The 18,638-nt window shown below is 71.5% G+C and carries 16 protein-coding genes; 6 read left to right on the top strand and 10 right to left on the bottom strand.

Going from position 1 to position 18,638, the window contains the following annotated elements; translation table 11 throughout:
* Window positions 1-95: 95 nt before the first annotated feature.
* The gene (locus BN39_RS16165; RefSeq protein ID WP_019203478.1) at window positions 96-1,289 is read left to right on the top strand and encodes an alpha/beta fold hydrolase; all 1,194 of its coding nucleotides are present in this window, start codon (window positions 96-98) and stop codon (window positions 1,287-1,289) included.
* A gap of 28 nt (window positions 1,290-1,317) precedes the next feature.
* Window positions 1,318-2,214 carry a tyrosine recombinase XerC gene (locus BN39_RS16160; RefSeq protein ID WP_019203477.1) on the top strand — a complete coding sequence of 299 codons (897 nt, stop codon included), beginning with the start codon at window positions 1,318-1,320 and terminating at the stop codon, window positions 2,212-2,214.
* A gap of 9 nt (window positions 2,215-2,223) precedes the next feature.
* Here the strand turns inward: BN39_RS16160 and zwf are convergent, their stop codons facing one another.
* The 4 genes from zwf to BN39_RS16140 all read right to left on the bottom strand — a co-directional run bounded on the left by zwf (window position 2,224) and on the right by BN39_RS16140 (window position 6,728).
* The gene (gene zwf, locus BN39_RS16155; protein ID WP_040768518.1) at window positions 2,224-3,699 is read right to left on the bottom strand and encodes a glucose-6-phosphate dehydrogenase; all 1,476 of its coding nucleotides are present in this window, start codon (window positions 3,697-3,699) and stop codon (window positions 2,224-2,226) included.
* A 137-nt stretch (window positions 3,700-3,836) separates the two neighbouring features.
* Window positions 3,837-4,331, bottom strand: a complete 495-nt coding sequence (locus BN39_RS16150; RefSeq protein WP_019203475.1) for a M23 family metallopeptidase — start codon at window positions 4,329-4,331, stop codon at window positions 3,837-3,839.
* Window positions 4,332-4,442: 111 nt separating this feature from the next.
* The gene (locus BN39_RS16145; RefSeq protein WP_040768127.1) at window positions 4,443-5,531 is read right to left on the bottom strand and encodes a M48 family metallopeptidase; all 1,089 of its coding nucleotides are present in this window, start codon (window positions 5,529-5,531) and stop codon (window positions 4,443-4,445) included.
* Window positions 5,532-5,540: 9 nt separating this feature from the next.
* Window positions 5,541-6,728 carry a multidrug effflux MFS transporter gene (locus BN39_RS16140; RefSeq protein ID WP_019203473.1) on the bottom strand — a complete coding sequence of 396 codons (1,188 nt, stop codon included), beginning with the start codon at window positions 6,726-6,728 and terminating at the stop codon, window positions 5,541-5,543.
* A 237-nt stretch (window positions 6,729-6,965) separates the two neighbouring features.
* On the opposite strand from BN39_RS16140, the gene BN39_RS16135 reads away from it, so the two are divergent.
* Window positions 6,966-8,336, top strand: coding sequence for a dicarboxylate/amino acid:cation symporter (locus BN39_RS16135; protein ID WP_019203472.1), 1,371 nt, complete (start codon window positions 6,966-6,968; stop codon window positions 8,334-8,336).
* Here BN39_RS16135 and BN39_RS16130 read toward each other — a convergent pair.
* Window positions 8,294-9,811, bottom strand: a complete 1,518-nt coding sequence (locus tag BN39_RS16130; RefSeq protein ID WP_019203471.1) for a carboxylesterase/lipase family protein — start codon at window positions 9,809-9,811, stop codon at window positions 8,294-8,296. The two genes, BN39_RS16135 and BN39_RS16130, sit on opposite strands and share 43 nt — an antisense overlap.
* Before the next feature lie 91 nt (window positions 9,812-9,902).
* Here BN39_RS16130 and BN39_RS16125 point away from each other — a divergent pair, with 91 nt between their 5' ends.
* Both BN39_RS16125 and BN39_RS16120 read left to right on the top strand, forming a co-directional pair.
* Window positions 9,903-10,499: a TetR/AcrR family transcriptional regulator gene (locus BN39_RS16125; protein ID WP_019203470.1), complete on the top strand. Its 597-nt coding sequence runs from the start codon at window positions 9,903-9,905 to the stop codon at window positions 10,497-10,499.
* Between the two features lie 102 nt (window positions 10,500-10,601).
* Window positions 10,602-12,140: a sodium:alanine symporter family protein gene (locus BN39_RS16120; RefSeq protein ID WP_019203469.1), complete on the top strand. Its 1,539-nt coding sequence runs from the start codon at window positions 10,602-10,604 to the stop codon at window positions 12,138-12,140.
* A gap of 37 nt (window positions 12,141-12,177) precedes the next feature.
* On the opposite strand, the gene BN39_RS16115 is transcribed toward BN39_RS16120, so the two are convergent.
* Genes BN39_RS16115 through BN39_RS23005 form a run of 5 tightly spaced genes read right to left on the bottom strand, consistent with a single transcriptional unit; the run spans window position 12,178 to window position 17,461 of the window.
* Complete coding sequence (locus BN39_RS16115; RefSeq protein ID WP_019203468.1) at window positions 12,178-13,374, bottom strand: glycerate kinase; 1,197 nt, start codon at window positions 13,372-13,374, stop codon at window positions 12,178-12,180.
* Window positions 13,375-13,382: 8 nt separating this feature from the next.
* Window positions 13,383-14,948: an SLC13 family permease gene (locus tag BN39_RS16110; protein WP_019203467.1), complete on the bottom strand. Its 1,566-nt coding sequence runs from the start codon at window positions 14,946-14,948 to the stop codon at window positions 13,383-13,385.
* A complete protein-coding gene (locus BN39_RS16105; protein ID WP_019203466.1) occupies window positions 14,945-15,625 on the bottom strand; it encodes a response regulator transcription factor in 681 nt (226 codons plus the stop codon). Before BN39_RS16105 ends, BN39_RS16110 begins: the two co-directional genes overlap by 4 nt.
* Window positions 15,622-17,067, bottom strand: a complete 1,446-nt coding sequence (locus tag BN39_RS16100; protein ID WP_019203465.1) for a cell wall metabolism sensor histidine kinase WalK — start codon at window positions 17,065-17,067, stop codon at window positions 15,622-15,624. Before BN39_RS16100 ends, BN39_RS16105 begins: the two co-directional genes overlap by 4 nt.
* The gene (locus BN39_RS23005; protein WP_019203464.1) at window positions 17,060-17,461 is read right to left on the bottom strand and encodes a hypothetical protein; all 402 of its coding nucleotides are present in this window, start codon (window positions 17,459-17,461) and stop codon (window positions 17,060-17,062) included. Before BN39_RS23005 ends, BN39_RS16100 begins: the two co-directional genes overlap by 8 nt.
* A 320-nt stretch (window positions 17,462-17,781) precedes the next feature.
* Here BN39_RS23005 and rpsB point away from each other — a divergent pair, with 320 nt between their 5' ends.
* A complete protein-coding gene (gene rpsB, locus BN39_RS16090; RefSeq protein ID WP_019203463.1) occupies window positions 17,782-18,636 on the top strand; it encodes a 30S ribosomal protein S2 in 855 nt (284 codons plus the stop codon).
* Window positions 18,637-18,638: the final 2 nt, after the last annotated feature.

Raw genomic sequence — 18,638 nt, 5'->3', positions numbered from 1 at the left:
TGACCGCGGCGCAGCTGCGGCGCGGCGCCGCGCCGGCCCGCACCCCGCCGCGTCGCGCCTGCGGTTCCGGCGACGAGTTGGGTACGGTCGGGGCCGTGGACCAGCTCGCCCGAAGCGCGGAACGACTCGTGACCAACGGCGGCGGCCGCGTGCGGCGCCCCGCCGGCGACGGCACCGTCGACGTCGCGTACGTGCGCCCCGCGCCCGACCGCGGCATCCCGCTGGTCGTGCTGCCCGGCGGCCCCGGCCTGGCGTCGGTCCTGCCGTACCGCCTGCACCGCAAGGACGCCGTCCGCCGCGGATTCGACGTGGTGATGATGGAGCACCGCGGGATCGGCCTCTCGCGCACCGGCCCGGGCGGCGGCGACATCCCGCCCGAGACCGTGTCGGTGACCGCCGCGGCCGACGACCTGGCCGCCGTGCTCGACGACGCCGGGCTCGACAACGCCGTGATCTACGGGACGTCGTACGGCACCTACCTGGCGCAGGTGTTCGGGGCCCGCCATCCGGAGCGCGTGGCCGGGATGGTGCTCGACTCGCCCGTGCTCTCCGGCGCGGACGACGTGCACGCGATCCGCGCCCACGTGCGTCGCCTGCTCTGGCAGGGGCCGGGGGACGCGGCGCGTGCGGCGCGCGACCTGCTCGGCGCCGGCATCGTCCCGGTGTCGGAGGTGGGTCACGTGGGCCGCATCGCCTACGAGTTCGCCGGCGAGGACGCGGTGGTGCGCCTGTTCCGCGACCGGCTGGCCGGCCGCTCGCGCAGGGTGTGGGATCGCCTCGCCCACCTCGGTGAGGGCGAGGTGGACGGGCCGGGCCGGCGGATGATGTTCGAGCTCGATCTGGTGCGGGGCATCACCTACGGCGAGCTCGGATTCGCGCACGCCCCCGACGGGCTGCCCTTCGATCCGCGCGAGGAGTTCGTCCGCGAGGGAACCCCGCCGTTCACCGGTGACCCCGTGGACCTGCCCGCCGCCCTCCCGGCCTTCACCTGGCCCACCGCGGTGATCTCGGGGGAGCGGGACCTGCGAACCCCGCGGCCGATCGCCGAGCGGATCGTGGATCTGGCCCCGAACGCGGTGCTCGTGCCGCTCGCCGACACCGGCCACAGCGCACTCGACACGCACCGCCTCGCGGGGTACGCGGTGGCCCGCGCCGTGGCCGAGGAGAACCACCGGGTGCTGCCCGAATGGGCCGGGGAGCTGGCGGGGCTGCCGCGCCGCGGGGTGTCCCGGCACCTGGGCTCGGTGATCCGCTGGGGACTCGCGGCCGACCGCGTGCTCCCCGGCTGAGCGCCCCGCCGCGCCTATCGTGGAGACCATGACCGACGCCCTGGCCGAGTACGAGACCTATCTCAGGCTCGAACGCGGCCGGAGCGAGCACACAGTGCGCGCCTACCTCGCCGACCTGCAGTCGATGCTCGCCTTCGCGGAGGAGCGCGGGGTGGCGGCGGACCGTCTGGACCTGGCGACGCTGCGGGCCTGGCTCGGTGGGCGCGCGGCGGCAGGCGCGGCACGCACCACGCTGGCGCGCCAGGCGTCCTCGGCGCGGACCTACACCGCGTGGGCGACCCGCCGGGGCCACCTCGACGCCGATCCGGGCGCCAGGCTCAAGGCACCGCGGGCGCGGCGGACCCTGCCGTCGGTCCTCTCCGCCGACGATGCGACGCAGGCGCTCGCCAACGCCGCCTCCGGCGCGGCCGAGGGCGACCCGATCGCCGTACGCGACCAGGCGATCGCGGAACTGCTGTACGCCACCGGCATCCGAGTCTCCGAGCTGTGCGGGCTGGACGTGGGATCCGTGGACCGGGGCAATCGCGTGCTGCGGGTGATCGGCAAGGGCGACAAGGAGCGGACGGTGCCGTTCGGCGCGCCCGCCGCCGACGCCCTGCGCCGCTGGCTCGACGAGGCGCGGCCCGCGCTGGTGGGGGCGCGCTCGGGTTCCGCGTTGTTCCTCGGGGCGCGCGGCGGGCGCCTCGACCCGCGGCAGGCGCGGACCGTCGTCCATCAGGTGACGGGATCCGTCCCGGGCGGGCGTGAGGTGGCTCCGCACGGGCTGCGGCACACCGCCGCCACGCACCTCCTGGACGGCGGTGCGGACCTGCGCGTGGTGCAGGAGCTGCTGGGGCACAGCTCCCTCGCCACCACGCAGCTGTACACGCACGTCTCCGTCGCGCGGCTACGTGCCGCCCACGAGCAGGCGCACCCGCGGGCCTGAAGCCTCGGGTCAGTCCCGCCAGCTGCGCTCGAACGGCAGCCGCCACGCGTTCGGCGCGATCAACTGGTGGATCGAGTTCGGGCCCCACGAGGCCGGCTCGTAGAGCTTCACCGGCGGCGGGTCGTCGAGCAGCGGAATCGAACGCTCCCACAGGGATTCGATGCCCTCGGCGGTGGTGAACAGGGTGTGGTCGCCGTGCATCGCGTCGAGGATCAGCCGTTCGTACGCCTCCAGCACGTCGTCGGCCCGATCCGTCTCCTCGGTGGAGAACTGCATCGACAGCTTCTCCAGCCGCATCCCCGGGCCGGGGCGCTTGCCGTAGAAGCTCAGCGACACCTTCGATTCGTCGGCGAGGTCGAAGGTGAGGTGATCCGGGCCCTGCTGGCCGATCCCGGATCCGCTGGGAAACATCGACTTCGGCGCCTCCTTGAAGGCGACGGAGATGATCCGCATGCCCTGCGCCATCTTCTTCCCCGTGCGCAGGTAGAAGGGCACGCCCGCCCAGCGCCAGTTGTCGATGCGGGCCTCCAGCGCGATGAATGTCTCGGTATCCGATTCGGGATCGACGCCCTTCTCCTGCCGGTAGCCCATGTACTGGCCGCGGACCACGTCCTCCGGGCGGATCGGTTCGAGCGATCGGAAGACCTTGTTCTTCTCCTCGGAGATGGCGCGCGGTTCCAGGGCGGTCGGCGGCTCCATCGCGACGAACGCCATCACCTGGAACAGGTGGGTGACCACCATGTCCTTGTAGGCGCCGGTCGGCTCGTAGAACGCGGCGCGCGCGTCCAGGCCCAGGGACTCCGGGATGTCGATCTGCACGTGATCGATGAAGTTGCGGTTCCAGATCGGCTCGAACAGGCCGTTGGCGAAGCGGAACGCGAGGATGTTCTGCGCAGCCTCCTTGCCGAGGAAGTGATCGATCCGGAAGATCTGCTTCTCGCGGAAGGTCTTGTGCACCTCCGCGTTCAGGGCCAACGCCGACTCCAGGTCCTCGCCGAACGGCTTCTCCATGATCACCCGCGAGCCCTCGGTCAACCCCGCCTTGGCGAGGGTGTCGATGACGGACGTCGCGGCCTTGGGCGGCACGCTGAGGTAGAACAGGCGGCGCACGCGCTGTCCCTGCTCCGCGCCCAGCTCCTTCTCCTTCTCCGCGACCGCCTTCGCGAGCGCCTCCGGCCCCGCGGAGGTGTTGACGTAGGACAGGTCCGGCGCGAACTCCTGCCACTGTTCGTCGGTGAGCTTGCGCGCGCCCACTTCGTCGACGGCGCTGCGGGCGAAAGCGCGGAACTGCTCGTCGGTCATGTCGTCGAGGCTGGTGCCGATCACCCGCATATCGGGCCCGAGCCCCGACACCGCGAGATAACCCAGGCCGCACAGGAGCTTCCGTCGCGAGAGGTCGCCCGTCGCGCCGAACAGCACGACGACGGTGGGGTCGTGCTCCGGCCGCTTGCGCCGGGTGCTCGCGGAGCTGCTGGGGTACGCGATGGTCTGGGCCTCCTGGAGCCGCTCGGCGGGCGTCTGGCCCGATTCGGGGTCCGACGGTGCGCTGTCCGGTGTCTGTTCGTCCGTCACGGGACCAATCGTTGCACCCGCGGGCCGTTTCCGCGCGACCCCGGCGCATTTCATCCGTCGGGCAGGAGCCGCACCGGAGCGGCTCCGACCAGCAGCCGCGGGTCGTAGTAGCGGGCCGCGTGTCCCGCACCCCTGCGCAACCCCCAGTGCAGGCACGCCGCCACCGGGCAGCCGGGATGGCCCGCGGCCACCCGGCCGATCGGGCTGCCCACGGACACCTCGTCGCCCTCGCGCACCAGCGGACCGTCGACGGGCTCGTAGGTGGTGAGGAGACCGTTCGGGTGCATCACCGAGACGACCGTGCGGTCGTCCACCCGGCCCACGTGGTGCACGCGCCCGGCGCCCGACGCGTGGACGGGCTGCCCGGCGACAGCGGCCAGGTCCACGCCGCGGTGCCCGGACTGCCACCGCTTCTCCGGGTTCGCGAACGGCGTCACCACCGCGGGCCGAGGATCCAGGGGCCAGTCGTAGCCCGGCGAGGCCCGCGCCGCCGGAGGGGACATCAGGACAGGCACCAGGCCGAGCAGGAACGTGATCGTGCGCATGCTCCGACGATGCGGCACGACCCCGTCGTGAACGGCGTGAACCAGGTGCTCCTGTGGAGGAGAACGCTTCCTCCACAGGGGGCTTGACAGATCAGCGGAAACGGGGGCCGGTCATTCGCCGGCGGCGTCCCCGGTGCCCCCGTCGTCGTACTTGCGGGCCGAGTTCCGGCGCCACTCGTCGAACTTGCGGCCGACGCCCGTCGCCACGTCGGTCACGCCCTGGCCGACCGTGTTGACCGCGGACGAGCCGTAGTCCCGCAGGGTCGTGATGAGGGGATCGGCGGACGCGTCGAAGTTCTCCTTGTAACCGCGCGCCGCGGTCCGGAACTCCTCGGCGGCGCTGGCACTGTCGTCGTCCTCACGGCGCGGGTACTCGCCGGCGAGGATCCGCCCGTAGTCGCCGCGCTCCACCCAGCGGTTGAGGTCGGCAGCCCGCAGCACGGAGAACGGGTGCGACCGCAGCTCCAGGTTGAGCAGCTTCAGGACGCCGTCCCGGAGGTCGCCCGTGCGCTCGTACTCGGCGGCCTGCGCGAGGAAGCGCTGGGTGTCCATCTCGTCCAGCCGGGTGCCGCCCGCAGTCTTCATGTGCACCCGCATCGCGACATCGGGGTCCTGCACGCAGAGCAGGCCCGCGCGGTCACCGGACAGCTCGGACTTGCGCTGCCACTCCATCAGGGCCGCGACCATCGCGCGCAGGGCCCACCCGCCGATCGGCATCCAACCGAAGCTGCCGGCCAGGCGCAGCAGGTGCATCAGCATCGTCCGGTATACCGCGTGACCGGAGAGCGCGTGGCCCAGTTCGTGGCCCAGCACGAAGTGCTGCTCGTCGGCGTCCATGAGGTCCAACAGGCCGGTGTTGATCACGATGAACGGCGTGTCCATGCCGATGGTGAAGGCGTTCACCGCGGGGTCCTGGACCACGTAGACCTCCGGCGTCGTCGGCGCGTCGAGGACGCGGACGCAATCGGCCAGCATCGCGTGCAACTCCGGGAACTGCCGCTCGTCCACCCGCACTCCCGACGCCAGGTACAACAGGCGGTGCTGGCGCTCGCGGAGGAGGGCGGATATGGCCTTGAGGATCGTGTCGAAGCCCTTGAGGCCGCGGAGGGCGACCAACGCGGCGCGATCCGAGGGGTGTTCCCACGCCCGCGAGCTGATCCCCGGGAACGAGGGCAGAGTTTCCAATTCTGAAGAAGCCATGTTTCGAACCTAGCGGGCGGCGGTTGGCTCCCGCTTGGCGAACGCGAAAGCAGCGGCCGCGCCGGCCGCGCACACCACTATCGCCACCCCCAACACCACCGGGTTCCCGCCGATCCCGGCGAACAGCGCCGCGACCCCGCCCAGGACGAACCGCGCCGAGCCCAGCGCCGCCGACGCGGTGCCCGCGAGCGAACCGTGATCCTCCAGCGCCAGCGCCGCCACTGTCGGCATCACGAGCCCCAGGCTCGAGACCGTGACGAACAGGGCCGCGATCACGAACGGCGGCGAATCCGCGGTGAGCGCGGCCAGGGACGCCACCGATCCCGCGACCATGCCCCCGAGGCCGAGCCGCACCAGCGCGCCCGCGGGGACCCGCGTCACCAGGCGGCCCGCGAGCAGGTTCGTCACCAGAAGCCCCACCGCGTTCACCGCGAACACCACACTGAACGCGGACTCGGAGTAGCCGTAGTGGCTCTGGAACACGAACGCCGACGTCGAGATGTACGCGAACATCGCCGCGAACGCGAGGCCGCCCGCCAGCGTGAGCGCGACGAACCTGCGGTCCCGGGCGAGCGAGGCGAACCCGGCGCCCACCGACGCCCAGCCCGCGGGCCGACGGTCCGCCGCCGGCAGCGTCTCCGGCACCAACAGCGCGGCGACGGCGAGCAGTGCCACGCCCAGCACGGCGAGCACGACGAACAGCCCCCGCCAGTCCATGACGCGGAGCAGCTGCGCGCCGGCGAGCGGAGCGACGATCGGCGCCACGCCGCCCACCGCCATCAGCGTCGCGATCATCCGCGCCGCATCGGCACCGTGGAACAGATCACGCACGATCGCGAGGCTGAGCACGATCCCCGCGGCGCCCGCCAGGCCCTGGAGGAGCCGCGCACCGTCGAGCAGGTACACCGACGGCGCCGCCGCGCACAGCAGCGAGCTCAGGATGAACAGCGCCATGCCGGCGATCATCGGGCGCCTGCGCCCGATGGAGTCCGAGAGCGGCCCGACGAACACCTGGCCCAGCGCCAGGCCGATGAGGCAGGCCGTGAGCGTCGCCTGGATGGACGCCTGCGAGGCCTGCAGATCCGCCGCCGCGGCGGGCAACGCCGGCAGGTACAGGTCCGTGGTGATGGGGCCGAACGCCGACAGCGATCCGAGGATCAGCGCGAGGCGCCCCGGCGACGGTGGCGTGCGGTTCATGTACTCCCGTTTCTCGTGGTCCGATCCTTTGACTCGTGAAGGATCACACTACGTGGACCGCGGTTCGTTACCGGGATGCAGGGGCGTACTGTGGACGGGTGCAGATCCTCCTGACGAGTCGGCGCTTCGTCGACCAGGTCCAGACGGCCAGCGCGCTCTGTCGCCGCTGAGCGCCGTCCCGCCTCCGCACATTCTTCGTCCGTGACCCGGACCCTCACATCTCCTAAGGACACGACTATGTCCAGCGCTGTATCCGCGGACCCCGCGAACAAGCCCTCCCGAATCCCGCCGCTGCTGAAGAACTTCGGCTTCCAGATCGTCGTCGGCCTCGTGGCCGGTGTGATTCTCGGCCTCCTCGCCCGCTCGCTGGCGCCCGCCGCCGACGGCAACGTGAACTGGCTGATCGGCACCCTCAAGACCATCGGCTCCAGCTACGTCAAGCTGCTCACCGTCGCGGTCGTACCGCTCATCGTGACCGCCGTGATCGCGTCGATCGCCAACCTGCGCAACGTGACCAACGCCGCGCGACTGGCGGGGAAGACCCTGCTGTGGTTCGCGATCACCGCGTTCATCGCGGTGGTCATCGGCATCGTCCTCGGCCTGGTGCTGCAGCCCGGTGCGCACACGACGGTGACCGGCGAGGGCAAGGCACCGTCGACCACCGGATCCTGGTGGGCCTTCCTCACCGGACTGGTCCCGTCGAACTTCCTCGGCCTGCAGGCCAAGGCGTCGGACGACGGTGCGATCTCGTTGAGCTTCAACGTGCTCCAGGTGCTCGTGGTGGCCGCCGCCATCGGTATCGCCGCCCTCAAGGTGGGGGAGAAGGCCGAGCCGTTCATCCGGTTCAACGAGTCGCTGCTCGCCGTGATCCAGAAGGTGCTGTGGTGGATCATCCGGCTCGCGCCGATCGGCACCGCCGCGCTCATCGGCACCGCGGTCGCGACCTACGGCTGGGATGCGATCGGCTCGCTCGGCGTGTTCACCGGTGCGATCTACCTGGGCCTCGCGATCGTCGGATTCGTGGTGTACCCGTTGCTGGTTCGCGCACACGGCCTCTCGGTGAAGCAGTTCTTCACGGGCGTCTGGCCCGCCGCCCAGCTGGGCTTCGTGTCCCGCAGCTCGATCGGCACACTGCCCGTCACCGAGCGGGTGACCGAGCGCAACCTGGGCGTGCCCCGCGAGTACGCGTCGTTCGCGGTGCCGCTGGGCGCGACGACCAAGATGGACGGGTGCGCGGCGATCTACCCCGCGATCGCGGCGATCTTCGTGGCGCAGTTCTTCCACCTGGAGCTCGGCATCACCGATTACCTGCTGATCGTCGTGGTCTCGGTGATCGGGTCCGCGGCGACCGCCGGCACCACCGGCGCCACCGTGATGCTCACGCTCACGCTGTCCACGCTGGGCCTGCCCCTCGCGGGCGTCGGCCTGCTGCTGGCCGTGGAGCCGATCGTCGACATGGGACGCACCGCGCTCAACGTGACCGGACAGGCGCTGATCCCCACGATCGTCGCCAAGCAGGAGGGCATCCTCGACGAGGACGCCTACAACGCGCCGCGCACGGACGTCTACGCCGACGAGTCCGAGGAGCCCTCGCCCGTCGCGGCCTGATCACGCGGGGCGAACGGCGCGGGTGGCCGGCCCTGCCAGATCCGGCGCGAGCGCTCCTCGGGATACGGCGCCGTCGTCGACGGGGCGCCGAGGAGCCGGGTGGTCCGGCGATCGGCGTCGTAGCGGGGCCAGCCCGGATCGCCGGTGGCGCAGAACCGCACCCAGGTGTGGAGGAGCTCGTCCGATACCGCGCGCGCACCGTCCGGCGCGTCCTCGCCGAAGAGGAGGACGCCCGTGGGGCAGTCCAGCGTTCCGAACGCGAGCGGGACGTCGATGCTGTGGCAGGCGCCGTAGACCTCTGACTCCCAGCACATCTCGAACAGGAACGATGTGCCGCCGGCCGCGGCGTTCGCCTCGGCGAGCAGCACGGACGGCATGCGGAAGGTGGCGTCGGAGTACACGATCTCCACCATCTCGTCCGCGGTCGCGTGCGGATACGCGGCGCGGTACTCGGCGGGGTCGCCGGGCGCGAACACCTCCCGCGCCGTGGCCGCGTCCTCCTCGGTGAACGTGCCGCGCACGCCCATCATGATGCTGAACAGCCGGAACTCGTCGCGCATGTGCCCGGCGAGCAGGTCGACGCCCGCGGCGCGGCCCGTTTCCAGTGCGGTCCAGGGGATCTCCCGAAGGAGGTCGCCGTCGATGATCGGGCAGACGACGATCCCGAGGTGGGCCATGCGGCCCCACCGCTCCCGGCGGGTCGGCGAGTCGGCGCAGAGCGCGGTGACCTCCTCGGCGAGGCGCTGCGGCGGGACCCCCGCGAAGGCCGCCGCGGTCGGCGCGACGCCGAGGCGCTCCGCGAGCGCGGCCGTGACCTCCGCCGCCAGCGAAGGGCTGATGTGCAGCCCGGGGACGGAGTGCGTGATGGCCCGCCGGAACAGGGGCCGCGCCCGCGGGATCGTGAGCAGGGCGGCGACCGACCCCGCGCCGCCCGACGTGCCGGCGATGGTCACCGCCTCGGGGTCGCCGCCGAACGCGGCGATGTTCCGCTGGACCCACTCGAGCGCGGCGATCTGGTCCAGCAGGCCCCGGTTCGACGGTGCGCCGTCCAACAGCGCGAAACCCTCGGCGCCCATCCGGCACTGCACGATCACGACCACCAGGCCCTCGCTCGCGAGCGCGGTGGGATCGAACATCGGGTCGGCCGCGGTCCCGGCCATGTAGCCGCCGCAGGAGATCCACACCAGGACGGGCAGCCCCGACCGGCCGGGGTCCGGCGTGCACACGGAGACGGTGAGCCAGTTCGCGTCGTCCGACGCCTCCGCCTTGGGGCCGGGCCCGGACTGCGGCGGCGGGGGCCCGAATTCGACCGCGGGCCGTACGCCCTCCCAATGGGGGGCCGGTTCGGGGGCGGCGAACCGCAACGCCCCGACGGGCGGCAGTGCGTAGGGGATGCCGCGGAAGACGGCGGTGCCCCGGAGGGAGCGGCCCTCGACGACGCCCTCGGCGGTACGGACTGCGGGATTCTCGCGCATCTCGGTGACCTCTCTGTGGCGCGTCGTCTGGTCCGAGGTTATCAGCCATATGTATTATTTCAAGTGTATTGAAGAGGAGAGGAGGGCCGCGATGCCGAAACAGGTCGATCATCAGGAGCGGCGCGAGGCGATCGCCCGTGCACTGTGGCGCGTGGTGGACACCCGCGGCGTCCTGCGGCTGAGCCTGCGCGAGGTGGCCAAGGAGGCGGGGATGTCGCACGGCCAGCTGCAGCACTACTTCGCCTCCAGGCAGGAGCTGCTCACCTTCGCCATGGATTTCGCCGCCGCCCACACGGGGGAGCGGGTGGCGCGCGGGCTGGCCGGCCTCGGCGAAGACCCGCACCCGCGCGACATCCTGCGGCTCACACTCGTCGAGATGCTGCCGCTGCACGATGACGCGCGCGCGACGAGCCGGATGAACGCCGCCTACGTCCTCGAGGCCCTGCACGACGACGCCGTCCGCGCCAGGACGCGGGACGGCATGCGGCAGGGGCGGGCGCAGGTCGAGGAGCTCATCGTGCGTGCGATCGCCGACGGACTGATCGCGGCCGACCGCGCACCGTCGACCGAGACGGACCGGGTGCTCGCGCTCACCGGGCTGACGCCCCTGCTCGAACTCGGCGTGATCACCCCCGACGCCGCGCTCGCCGCGATCGACCGCCACCTCGACGACCTCTTCGTGCGCTGACAGCGGCACGCCGACCGGGAAGTTTGCGGCGGGATTACTTGTGGGTAACAGAAGATCGCGGATGTGCTCCCATCCCTTGAGAGTCCGCTTAAGGTTGCTCGCATGTCTGAGCTGCTGGCGACGCTGAACGAGTACGTGTGGAGCAAGGGGCTGATCTTCCTCTGCCTCGGGGTGGGGATCTTCTTCAGCATCCGCTCCCGCCTGGTTCAGGTGCGGCAGATCCCGGCGATGCTCGGGCAGCTGAAGAAGGGCGAGAGCTCGGATTCGGGCGTCAGCTCCTTCCAGGCGCTCGCGATGTCGCTCGCCGGCCGCGTGGGCACCGGCAACATCGCCGGCGTCGCCACCGCCATCGCGTTCGGCGGCCCCGGTGCGGTGTTCTGGATGTGGGCGATGGCGTTCCTCGGCGCCTCCACGTCGTTCGTGGAGTGCACGCTCGGGCAGATCTACAAGGAGCGCGACCAGCTCACGGGGGAGTACCGCGGCGGGCCCGCGTACTACTTCAGGCGCGCCTTCGCGCACACGAAATTCGCGGTCGCCGGCAAGGTCTACGGCCTCGCATTCGCCGCGGTCACCGTGCTGGCCTGCGGCCTCCTCATGCCCATGGTGCAGTCCAACTCCATGGCCGCCGCGATGGAGAGCGCGTGGGGTATCGAGCCGTGGATCGCCGCGGTCGGCGTGGTGATCGTGCTCGCGTTCGTGATCATCGGCGGGGTCAAGCGGATCGCGACGTTCGCGTCGGTCGTGGTGCCCGTGATGGCGGTGCTCTACATCGTTGCCGCACTGATCATCATGGCGTTCAACCTCGACGCGGTCCCCGGCGTGATCGGCCTGATCATCAGCGACGCCTTCGACCTGTCCGCGGGATTCGGCGCCCTCGTGGGCACCGCGGTGCTGTGGGGCGTCAAGCGCGGCGTCTACTCGAACGAGGCCGGTCAGGGCACGGGCCCGCACGCCGCCGCGGCGGCCGAGGTGAGCCACCCCGCCAAACAGGGCCTGGCCCAGGCGTTCGCGGTCTACGTGGACACCCTGTTCGTGTGCTCGGCCACCGCGTTCATCATCCTGAGCACGGGCGCCTACCGGGTCTTCGAGGGCGAGTCGAACACGGACCCGGTGAAGTCGGAAGGCGGCGCCCTCATCGGGAATCCGACCGTCGGGCCGGCGTACGCGCAGCAGGGCTTCGACACCGTGTTCAACGGGGCAGGCGCCAGCTTCATCGCGATCTCGCTCGCGTTCTTCTGCTTCACCACGATCGTGGCGTACTACTACATGGCGGAGACCAACCTCCGCTTCATCATGGGCCGCGCGGCCACCGCGCTGATCCCCGGTCTCGGTTCGCCCGTCGGCAAGGTCCTGACGATGCTGCTCCAGGTGCTCATCCTGGTCTCGGTCACCATCGGGTGCGTCTCCGAGGCGAAGGACGCGTGGGCGATGGGCGACCTGGGCGTCGGGCTCATGGCATGGCTGAACATCCTCGGCATCCTGGTGCTACAGAACGCCGCCTTCGCGGCGCTCCGCGACTTCGAACGCCAGCAGAAGATGGGTATCGACCCGCAGTTCGATCCCACTCCGCTCGGCATCGTCGGCGCCACGTTCTGGGAGAAGCGCACCGTCGAGCGTGACCGCGAGAGGGTGCTCGAGTAGCGGCCGCTCGCCCCGGTGACCGACGGACCGATGCCGATCATCCGGTGGCGCCGAACGAGCAGCCCAGGGTGACGAGCCGCAGCGTGCGCTCGGTGGCGTTCGCCACCAAGGGGGCGGCCTCGCTGACGGCCTGCGCGATGTCCATCGGGATGGGGATGATCCCCATGACCGCGTCGATCCCGATGTCGTGCACATCGGCGGCGCCCTCGCCGATGCTGCCGGCCAGCGCGATCACGGGCTTGCCGTGCCGCTTGGCGCGGCGCGCGACCTCGGCGGGGATCTTGCCGTGCGGGGTCTGGTAATCGACGGCGCCCTCGGCGGTGAGGACCAGATCAGCGCGGCGGATGTGAGCGTCGAGGTCGACTCCGCTGAGTTCGCCGTCCATGAGCACCTCGAAGCGGCTCGTGAGCGCGGCCCCGCACACCGCGGCGAGTGCGGCGCCGATCCCACCGGACGCGCCGGTGCCGGGTCCGTTCCGTACATCGAGACCCGGTGCCGCGCAGGCGTTCTCCAGGACGTCCGCCCAGCGCTCGAGTGCGCTGCTGAGGAGCTCGACCTGCTGAGGGGTCGCGCCCTTCTGCGGGCCGAAGACCCGCGCGACACCCTTCGGTCCACACAGCACGTTGTGAACGTTGCAGGCGACCACGATCTCGGCCTCGGCCAGGCGGGGATCCAGGCAGGCGAGGTCGAGCCGGGCAGCGTCGGCGAGCCCGGCACCCCCGGGGGCGATCGGCGCACCGTCGGGCCCGAGAACCCGTGCGCCGAGCGCCGTGAGCATCCCTGCGCCGCCGTCGGAGACGCCGGAATCGCCGCACCCCACGATGATTCGGCGCGCGCCCGCGTCGAGCGCGCCACGGATCAGCTCGCCGACTCCGTGCGAGGTGGTGCGGGTGGGGTCGCGGAGGTCGGCCGGCACCAGCCGCAGGCCTGCGGCAGCCGCCATCTCCACGACCGCGGTGCCGGCGGCGTCGCCGCCGAGGAGGGCGAAGTGGGAGGCGACGGGCTCGCCGACCGGGCCGGTCACGATCGCGGGGACGAGGCGGCCGTCCGTCGCCTCCGCCAGCGCTCGCGCGGTGCCTTCGCCGCCGTCGACCATGGGGACCGCCTCGATGACCGCGCCGGGCAGCACGCGCCGTACGCCGCGAGCCATCGCCTCGGCGACCTGGGCGGCGCTGAGACTCTCCTTGAATCCGCTGGGGGCGACCAGGATGCGGTGGGGGACGGTGACGGGCACGGTGGTTCCTAACGGTGGACCGGCAGCCCGAGCGGCGGCCAGACGAGGTATGAGAAGAGCAGGACGAGCGCGATCATCAGAGGCGCGAGGAACAGCGACAGCTTCCGCAGGTGCCCGGGGGCGTACGTGCGGGTTCCCTCGACGTCGCTGAACAGGGCGACGGGCTTGGCCGACGACGGGAGCGTGTGGCAGAAGCCGGCCGCCGCGGTGGACGCGAACGCCGCGGCGGCGGCGCTGACTCCCATCGTGGGGGCGAGCGCCACAACGACGGGGATGAGCACGGCCGATCGAGCGGACCGGGACTGGATCACCAGGTGCGCGACGGTCGAGACCGCCACTATCGCGAGGAGGAACACGAAGGGGCTGCGCACACCCAGGCCGCCGAAGAGCCGGTTCGCGATCCACTCCGCCGCGCCCGAGGCGATCAGGGCGTCGCCCAGCGCCAGCGTCGCCGCCATGAACAACAGCAGCGACCACGGAACCGCACCCAGGGTCTTCTTCAGGGTGGTCGAGCCGTAGCGCGGGGAGGTGGTGACCAGCGCGCCCAGCAGCGCGACGATGGCGGGGTGCAGGCCGTGCAGCGGCTCGGTACACCACAACACGATCACCGACGCCAGGATCAGGGCCGCGCGCGACTCCTGCACGGTGAGCGGGCCGGTGACCGGGGTGCCCGAGGCGGCTTCGATGTCGGCGACCGGGATCGAGATCGGTTCGCGCCGGTCGGCGCGCCTGCTGAACAGCAGCAGCACGAGCTCCGCCGCGAGATGACTGGAGACCACGGCGAGGGGAAGCCCCAGCACCAGCCACTCCGCGAAGGAGAAGCCCGTGCCGGTCGCCGTGTGCAGCACCTGCGACGTGACCAGGTGCGCGCCGGCGCCCAACAGGGAGCCGACGGCGGACAGCAGGATCACGGTGGGGAACACCAGGGCGAGGACGAGCACCACGCGGTGGCGCGGCCCCGCACCGCGCCCGCTCCCGAGCGCGGCCGCGATCGCCACGAACACCGGCAGGGTGAGGGCCGCTCGGCCGGACGTCGACGGGATCGCGAACGCGGTCGCCACCAGCGCTGCGGTCACGACGTGAACCAGGCCGCGGACCGTGCGCGCCGAACCCACCAGCCACGCGGCGGCGCGGATCGCCAGCCCGGACGACGTGACGCCAGCGGCGATGACGAACGCCGAGACCAGCAGCCAGATCATGTCGGAGCCCAGGGTGGCGAAGAGCTCGTCACTGTCGACGACCTCGAAGACCACCAGTGCGGTGCCCGCTGCCAGCGCGACGAACGTGTCGTCGAGCGCGGTGAACACCCACGCCCATACCGCGATGGCGAACACCGTCAGCGTGATCCGGGCGTCCGGTGTGAGTGCGCCGTCGTCGGAGGGCAGCCGGGTGAGTGCGGCGAGGAGGGCGAGGAGCGCGCCGCCGCTGATCAGCAGGCGTCGGCGGGGGAGCCGGAGCCGCGGTGGCCGCCCGCGGTCCGGCCGCCGGGCTACGGGAGTGGTGCTGTGGAAGACCCGCGTGCCGCGGTCGTGGACGGCGTCGCCCGGGATACCGCTGCCGTGTACCGTGCTCATGGCGCGGCCTCGCGGAGCCGGTAGCCGAGCCCGCGCACGGTCTCGATGCGGCCGTCGCCGAGCTTGCGGCGCAGCGCCCGGATGAAGACCTCGACCACGTTCGACGTGGGGTCGTGGTCGTAGCCCCAGACTCGATCGAGGATCTGTTCCCGGGAGAGGATGTGGCCCGCGTTGAGCATCAACAGTTCGAGCACCGCGAACTCGCGTGCGGTGAGGTCGGCGATCACGCCGTCGCCGGAGACGCGCCGGCTGCGGACGTCGAGGCTCAGGCCGGCGGCCCGCATCGTGCCGGCTCCGCCTCCGCCGTTGCCGCTCTCGCCGGCGCGGATGCGCAGCCGCACCCGCGCCAGCAGTTCGGCGAATTCGAAGGGCTTGGTCATGTAGTCGTTCGCGCCGCCCTCCAGCCCCGCGACGGTGTCGTGCACGGTGTCTCGGGCGGTGAGCACGATGACCGGCACGGCGTTCCGTTCGTCGCGGAGCCGTTGCAGCACATCGAAACCGGAGAGCCGGGGGAGTCCGATGTCGAGGATCACCAGGTCGAAAGCTCCGGTGCGGGCGAGCAGGAGCGCGGTCTCGCCGTTGTCCGCCACGGTGGTCAGGTAGCCCGCCGACCGCAGCCCCTTCTCGACGAACGCGCTGATCCGCTCGGAATCCTCCGCGATCAGGACGTGACTCATATCCGCTCCTCCCGTGTCGGCAGCGCGATCCCGAACGTCGCGCCCTGCCCCGGCGTGGAATCGACGAACGCCGAACCGTTGTGGCCGTCCGCGATCGCGCGCACGATGGCGAGGCCGAGTCCCGCCCCGGAGTGCTCGCCGACGGTGCGCCGGGCGGTCCCGCGCGCGAACCGCTCGAAGATCGTGGACGCCTCGGCCGCGGGAACTCCGGGCCCGGTGTCCGAGACCGCGAACACCACGACCGGCGCGCCGGTCTCGTCCTGCGCGAAGTACGACGAGAGGCGGATCTCGGCTCCGTGGTCGGTGTGCTGCGTGGCGTTCTGCGCGAGTTGCAACATCGCCTGTGTGACGCGCTGGGCGTCGATGCGGGCGGGCCCGTCCGCCACGTGGGTGAGTACCCACGTGCGGGGTGCCAGTTGTTGCACCTTCGCATCGATGTCCAGCGTGAGCTCCGCGACGTCCACCCGACCTCCGATCTGGATGAAGTCGTCCCGCTCGGCCTTCGCGAGCGCCAGCAGGTCGGTCACGATGCGGCTCATCCGGTCGAGCTCCTGCGTCACCAGGTTCAGGGTGGCCCGGCGCTCCAGCGGATCATCGCCGAGAAGCTCCAGGTGGCCGCGGATGATCGTGATCGGGGTCCGGAGTTCGTGCCCCGCGTCGTCGACGAACCGCTGTTCGGTGGCGAAGGCGGATTCCAGGCGGTCCAGCATGGAGTTGAACTCGACCGCCAGATCGGCGAGATCGTCGTTGCCCTGGACCGGGATCCGCCGCGTGAGATCCTCACGTGAGATGTCCGCGGCGGTCAACCGCATCACCCGGATCGGCCGCAGGATCTGCCCCGCGATCAGCCAGCCGAGGATCGCGGTGAGCGCGACCGCACCGATCGAGGCGGCCGCCATCAGCCGTGTCGTGCTCGCGACCTCGGCGTACGCCGGTGCGGTGTAGTTCCCGACGAACAGGTGACCGCTCTCGCCCGCGTCCGTGGCGATCGCCGCCTTGGCCCAGCGCAGCTCGCCCGCCGGTGTCTGCGCGACGCCCGACGTGTCGTCCGATCCGAGGAGGTCGGTGTCGAGCGCCACGTCGTGCTCGGCGCGGGCCGGCGTGTCCGCCCCGCGCACCGACATCACCGCCCGGCCGCCGTCGACGATGCCCAACAGCACCTCGCCCTGGCCCGGCTGCTGGCGGCGGAGGAAGACGTCGAGCATCGGTTCCGCCGCGGTGAACGGCCGGGCGGTCTCCGGGTTGACGCCTTCGGCGGCGAACTGCCGGAACTCGGCGACCTCCTGCGCGACGTCGTCGTTCGCATCGTGCCCGGCCCGCGCCTGCAGCGCGCTGGACACGCTGATCACCATGGCGGTCAGAACGAGGGCGGTACTCAGCATGAGCCAGCCCAGGATCCGCCAGCGGGCGGAGAACCGGCTTCCCGCGCGCCCCTCAGTCATCGCCGTCCTCCCCGGCGTCGTCCCCGGCGTCGTCGCCCACGTCGTCGCCCACGTCGTCGCCCGGTGGGACGGGCTCGGTCGCGACGGTCGGTGCCACGTCGACGGCCCCGCCGCCGGTGGGAGCCCCCGGCCCGGTGGGCGCCGCTGGACGTCCGGGGGGCGGCGCCGCGGGCTGCGCCGGCGACGGTGCGCGGGTCGGCGACGGCGACGAAGCCGTCGGCGGCGGCGCGGGCGAGGGACTGACCGTGGGCTCCACGTGCACTGGGACCGGTGCGGTGTCGCCGATGTCCGGTGCCCCGGGGCGGGAGGCGATCGCCTGCGCCGCGAGGGCCAGCAGGACGGGCACCGCGAGAATCGTCACGAGTGCCAGGAGGCGAGCGCCGGACTTCGTCATGCCTCAATCCTGATCGATGGCGATGAGGCGGCCATGAGCCTCCGATGAGGGCTTCTTCATCGCGGGCTCCATCCGGGGTTCACGCACCGACGATTTCGCAGGTCGGCGCTGCGGGCGTACACTGAATCCGCGCTCCGTCCGTATGGCGGAGTGACTTCGCGTGTTCCCCCGGCGCCGCCAAGCGGCGTGCCGTGCAGCGCGGTCCCCTCCCCGGAGGGGTGCAGCACGGCGGAACACCAGGACACCGCGCACCGTCCGGCCCGCTGACCAGCGGGAACCGGCCGTCGCGGCGTGAGAACTACAACTACGAAAGAGGCATCATGGCTGTCGTAACCATGAAGCAGCTGCTGGACAGCGGCGCGCACTTCGGTCACCAGACCCGCCGGTGGAACCCGAAGATGAAGCGTTTCATCTTCACCGACCGCAACGGCATCTACATCATCGATCTGCAGCAGACGCTGACCTACATCGATAAGGCCTACGAGTTCGTCAAGGAGACCGTCGCCCACGGTGGCACCGTCCTCTTCGTCGGCACCAAGAAGCAGGCTCAGGAGAGCATCGCCGAGGAGGCGACCCGCGTCGGCATGCCCTACGTGAACCAGCGCTGGCTGGGCGGCATGCTCACCAACTTCCAGACGGTCCACAAGCGTCTTCAGCGCATGAAGGAGCTGGAGACCATGGAGCAGACCGGTGGCTTCGAGGGTCGCACCAAGAAGGAAATCCTCATGCTCACGCGTGAGAAGAACAAGCTCGAGCGCACCCTCGGCGGTATCCGCGACATGGCCAAGGTCCCCTCGGCCATCTGGGTCGTGGACACCAACAAGGAGCACATCGCCGTGGGCGAGGCCCGCAAGCTGGGCATCCCGGTCATCGCGATCCTCGACACCAACTGCGATCCCGACCTCGTCGACTACCCGATCCCGGGCAACGACGACGCGATCCGCTCCGCCGCTCTGCTGACCAAGGTCGTGGCCTCCGCCGTGGCCGAGGGCGTGCAGGCCCGCGCGGGCGTCGCCACCGGCGATGCCAAGCCCGAGGCCGGCGCCGGCGAGCCCCTCGCCGAGTGGGAGCAGGAGCTCCTCGAGTCGGCGACGGTCGCCGCCGGTGCCGACGAGGCGAAGGCCACCGAGGCGCCCGCCACGGAGGCCCCGGCCACCGAGACCCCGAACGCCTGATC

The sequence above is a fragment of the Tsukamurella sp. 1534 genome (assembly GCF_000312385.1).
In the GTDB taxonomy this organism is placed as follows: domain Bacteria; phylum Actinomycetota; class Actinomycetes; order Mycobacteriales; family Mycobacteriaceae; genus Tsukamurella.
The sequence above is the reverse complement of the archived record's forward strand: the minus strand, read 5'-3'. Positions and strand labels throughout refer to the sequence as shown.

What these genes read in the sequence shown, in the direction of transcription:
- BN39_RS16100 (WP_019203465.1), bottom strand. Translation starts at nt 17,067, where the DNA reads ATGACTGAGGGGCGCGCGGGAAGCCGGTTCTCCGCCCGCTGGCGGATC.
- BN39_RS16110 (WP_019203467.1), bottom strand. Translation starts at nt 14,948, where the DNA reads ATGAGCACGGTACACGGCAGCGGTATCCCGGGCGACGCCGTCCACGAC.
- BN39_RS16130 (WP_019203471.1), bottom strand. Translation starts at nt 9,811, where the DNA reads ATGCGCGAGAATCCCGCAGTCCGTACCGCCGAGGGCGTCGTCGAGGGC.
- BN39_RS16150 (WP_019203475.1), bottom strand. Translation starts at nt 4,331, where the DNA reads ATGCGCACGATCACGTTCCTGCTCGGCCTGGTGCCTGTCCTGATGTCC.
- BN39_RS16140 (WP_019203473.1), bottom strand. Translation starts at nt 6,728, where the DNA reads ATGAACCGCACGCCACCGTCGCCGGGGCGCCTCGCGCTGATCCTCGGA.
- BN39_RS16120 (WP_019203469.1), top strand. Translation starts at nt 10,602, where the DNA reads ATGTCTGAGCTGCTGGCGACGCTGAACGAGTACGTGTGGAGCAAGGGG.
- rpsB (WP_019203463.1), top strand. Translation starts at nt 17,782, where the DNA reads ATGGCTGTCGTAACCATGAAGCAGCTGCTGGACAGCGGCGCGCACTTC.
- BN39_RS23005 (WP_019203464.1), bottom strand. Translation starts at nt 17,461, where the DNA reads ATGACGAAGTCCGGCGCTCGCCTCCTGGCACTCGTGACGATTCTCGCG.
- BN39_RS16160 (WP_019203477.1), top strand. Translation starts at nt 1,318, where the DNA reads ATGACCGACGCCCTGGCCGAGTACGAGACCTATCTCAGGCTCGAACGC.
- BN39_RS16135 (WP_019203472.1), top strand. Translation starts at nt 6,966, where the DNA reads ATGTCCAGCGCTGTATCCGCGGACCCCGCGAACAAGCCCTCCCGAATC.
- BN39_RS16105 (WP_019203466.1), bottom strand. Translation starts at nt 15,625, where the DNA reads ATGAGTCACGTCCTGATCGCGGAGGATTCCGAGCGGATCAGCGCGTTC.
- BN39_RS16145 (WP_040768127.1), bottom strand. Translation starts at nt 5,531, where the DNA reads ATGGCTTCTTCAGAATTGGAAACTCTGCCCTCGTTCCCGGGGATCAGC.
- BN39_RS16125 (WP_019203470.1), top strand. Translation starts at nt 9,903, where the DNA reads ATGCCGAAACAGGTCGATCATCAGGAGCGGCGCGAGGCGATCGCCCGT.